Here is a 3,921-nt window from a genome sequence, read left to right on the forward strand (position 1 = left end):
ATACTACAAAAGGCATGCGTTCACCTCAACCATTATCCAATTGCTTATTTTTTTAGGTTGTTTCGGATAGGCTTTAACCGCCGCCTCGTAATAATCTGCAAGTTCTGGCTCTTCCGTTAAAACGATTATGTCTTGGTCGGGCAAATCGTAATCTTTTTTTAATCTCTCTCTTTTTTTCTGCGGAAGTTCTGGCAGTTCTTTTCTTGCGCTTTCAATTTCTTCTTCTTTAAGAATTAAAACGGGAATGTCGGGGTCGGGAAAATATCTATAATCCGCAGCGCCTTCTTTTGAACGCATGCCTTTTGTAGTATTTTCTTTTGCGTCATAAAGTCTCGTCTCTTGAAGAATTTTCTCTCCGTTATTTAAAGCCTTTATCTGTCTTTTAATTTCATAATCAATCGCAAGTCTAACATTTCTAAAACTATTCATATTTTTTACTTCGGTTTTAACGCCTAACTCTTTGCTTCCTTTTGGTCTTATAGAAACATTGGCATCGCAACGAAGAGAGCCTTCTTCCATATTGCAATCGGAAACATTTATATATTGAAGAATCTTTTTCAATTCGGTTAAATATTGATAGGCTTCCTCGCCCGTTGAAATATCGGGTTCGCTTACGCATTCTATCAAACAACAGCCAGCGCGATTCAAATCGACATAACTTAAAGGTCTGCCCGTATCGTCATGCACCAGTTTTCCCGCGTCTTCTTCCATGTGAATTCTATTTATTCTAACGCTTTTATTGTAGGAAGAACCGTCCTCGTTTAGAACCGTTATATCGATATGTCCTTCCGTGCAAATCGGCTCGTCCATCTGCGTGATTTGATAATACGAAGGCAAATCTGGATAGAAATAATGCTTTCTTGCAAATCGGCTTACTTTTTGTATGGCGCAATTTGTGGCAATTCCCGCTTTTATAGTTTTATGCACCATCTCTTTATTGACTATCGGCAAAGTCCCCGGATGCGCTTGACATCTCGGACAAGTTAAAGTATTCGCTGGCGCGCCAAAAGTATTCGGGCATGAACAGAACGCCTTTGTTTTTGTATTTAATTGAACATGCACTTCCAAACCTATAACCGCTTCATATTCCATATTAATATCCTAATTAAAATTTATTTTTATATATTTTATATCTTTTAAAATATATTTTCAAGTTTTATATTATAATTAAATTATTAGAAATTTATAATAAAAAAATTATAATATATTGGTATTAATTTTAACGATTAATATTCCGTATTTTAATAAGTATTATATTTTTTTGTTTTAATTTTATTTTAACTAAGGATAGAAAATGCGAAAATTTATTTTTATGATTATTTTTACTATATTACATGTATCTTTTAATCTCCACTCTCAAAATTCGGAAGAAACCGATACGATTTTGTCGAATATTATGAACGGAAAAAATTATAGCGTTGAAAAAGATAGGCTAACCTCAAAAATAAATATCTTTACTTCTTGGAAAGAAACTTATAAATATATGCGAGATTGTAGATTCAGATTCTATAAAAGATTCGGAAGAACTTTAACTTTGGAATTTAGATATAGAAGTCCTTATAAAATTTTTGTGAGTAATGAAACTCCTATAATATTTTCTTTTGAAAACGGAAGCGAAACCGAGTTATACAATATACAAAAAGTAGTTTATAGCCCTTATTTAATGGGAAATACCGAATACTACGATATAGAGATTAAATATAAATTCAACGATGATAGCGAATTCGATAATTTTGCAAATGATTCCATAACGAATATAAGATTCAATTTTATCAATTATTTAAATGAAGAGAGTTTTGACGACATATTAATGTCTCCATCTATAACTACAAATTGGCAAAATAAATTTTTAGATTTTAGAGAAGGTATCGATAAACTTAGAGAATTAGAAAATTAATTTTTATCTAATTAAAAAATTTATGTCATTGCGAGCTTTCGTAATAAAGTATGGAAATCATTAACAACTATAAAATAATGGGTTTTATTTCAACTATTTACTTAAAAAATAAATAAAAGTATAATATAATTTATGAATATTAAAAATAATAAATCAACGAATAATAAAAATTTAGTTTCCAAAATATGCGCCGTTATATGCATAATTTGCGCAAGTTCTTCTATAGCCGTTATGGTTTTGCTTTTGATAAATTCAAAAACGGCAAGAGAGATAACTTCTTTTTCTTTATATTCGAGTTTTTTAATAATATTTTATATAATCAATTCGATATATCATTTTTTTCCGTTTCATTATAAGGCGAAGAAAGTTTTTTTTATTTTGTCTCATGCTTTTTTTATAATGATGATTTGGGGAGTTTATATTCCGCCATGTTTAATCTCGCTCGAAGCGGGCTGGGGTTGGAGTTTTTTCGGAATAATCACTGGGCTTTGCGTATTGGGAATAACATTAAGAAGCGTTTTCGGTTATAGATGGAGAGGTTTGATGGAAACTATTTATTATTTTCTTCTTAATTGGGTTTGGCTTATATCGATTCCAAAAATATCTTTGGCGGTTGGAGATAACGGAGCTATACTTTATTTGACGGGATTTTTGCTTTTGAATATATCTATGGTATTTTACAGACTCGCTATGTATGAAACGAATAAAAGATACACTTTATTTTTGCCTATGTTTTATTCTTTGCTTATAATTTCAAATATTTGTCATGCTATTTTTATGTTTAAATATGTGGCGAATATATTTTAATTATATTTTATTATTTTATTTTTTAAGGAGATAAAAAATGATTGAAGAAAAATTGATACAATATATAGAAAATACGATTAAAGAAAATTGGGATATTAACGCTTTTTCAGATTACGGAAAAGATAGAATAATAAAATATTCCGATGTTGCAAAAAGTATTTCTATTATGCATACCGTTTTCAAAAGAAGCTCGATTTATAAGGGAGATAAAATCGCTCTCTGTGGCGGGAATTCCATTAATTGGGCTTTAAGCTATTTGTCTATAATAAGTTATGGCGCCGTTGTAGTTCCTATATTGGTTGATTTTTCTCCAAGCGATATATCCAATATTATAAAAGATTCGGGAGCAAAATATTTATTTATAGATAGAAGTATATCAGACAAAATGGACAATGAAACAATCGACTCTTTGGATATGGTTTTTTCTTTGGACGATTTTTCTATAATAAATGTAAATAACGATATTTATAAAGAGATTAGAATCGGAGATAATTTATTTAATATAGAATTAGAAAATTTCAGCAAAGAAAATTTCGCTTTAAATATATTCGACAACGAAACTTTGGCTACGATAATTTATACTTCTGGAACTACGGGATTTAGCAAAGGAGTAATGCTCAATCATAACGCATTAGCCGCAAATATAAAATACGCAATAGCAAATATGCCGATAAAACCCAACGACCATATACTTTCTTTTTTGCCGTTAGCCCATGTTTTTGGATGTTTATTCGATTTTTTATTTCCGTTTTCAAAAGGAGCTTGCATATATATGTTAAATGCAATTCCGAGTCCGAATGTTTTATTAAAAGCTTTTTACGAAATTAAACCGAATCTAATTCTTATGGTGCCTCTCATAATAGAAAAAATTTATTTAAAAAAATTACTTCCCGTTATAAGCAAACCGTTAATAAAAAAATTACTTTCTATGCCTTTAATATCTTCAATACTCAAAAAAAGCATAAGAGAAAAACTTACAAAATCATTCGGCGGAAATTTCCATGAGGTTATAATCGGAGGAAGCGCCTTAAACGAAGAAGTTGAAAAATTTCTTATGGATATAGGATTCAAATTCACCGTTGGATATGGAATGACGGAATGCGCTCCTTTAATAAGTTATGCTCCTTGTTATAAACATGTCGCTCGAAGTTGCGGATGCTTGATAGACACTTTGGAAATTTAAAATTGAAAGGCAACGGATATAGAATATATGTGGA

The 3,921-nt window shown here is 30.3% G+C and carries 2 protein-coding genes and 2 pseudogenes; 3 read left to right on the forward strand and 1 reads right to left on the reverse strand.

All coding sequences use genetic code 11. From position 1 onward, the window contains the following. Positions 1–9: 9 nt before the first annotated feature. Positions 10–1,092: pseudogene (gene gatB, locus EZH24_RS08395) on the reverse strand (Asp-tRNA(Asn)/Glu-tRNA(Gln) amidotransferase subunit GatB); the annotation flags it as partial. A 202-nt stretch (positions 1,093–1,294) separates the two neighbouring features. Between gatB and EZH24_RS08400 the strand changes: the two are divergent. From EZH24_RS08400 to EZH24_RS08410, 3 genes and pseudogenes are all read left to right on the forward strand, one after another. After that, complete coding sequence (locus EZH24_RS08400) at positions 1,295–1,897, forward strand: hypothetical protein (protein WP_137998709.1); 603 nt, start codon at positions 1,295–1,297, stop codon at positions 1,895–1,897. A 132-nt stretch (positions 1,898–2,029) separates the two neighbouring features. Then, a complete protein-coding gene (locus EZH24_RS08405) occupies positions 2,030–2,704 on the forward strand; it encodes a hemolysin III family protein (protein ID WP_137998711.1) in 675 nt (224 codons plus the stop codon). A gap of 37 nt (positions 2,705–2,741) precedes the next feature. Next, positions 2,742–3,884 (forward strand): annotated as a pseudogene (locus EZH24_RS08410) (AMP-binding protein); the annotation flags it as partial. Positions 3,885–3,921 lie beyond the last annotated feature (37 nt).

Origin of the sequence: Brachyspira catarrhinii, assembly GCF_005518285.1 — a bacterium.
GTDB lineage: Bacteria > Spirochaetota > Brachyspiria > Brachyspirales > Brachyspiraceae > Brachyspira > Brachyspira catarrhinii.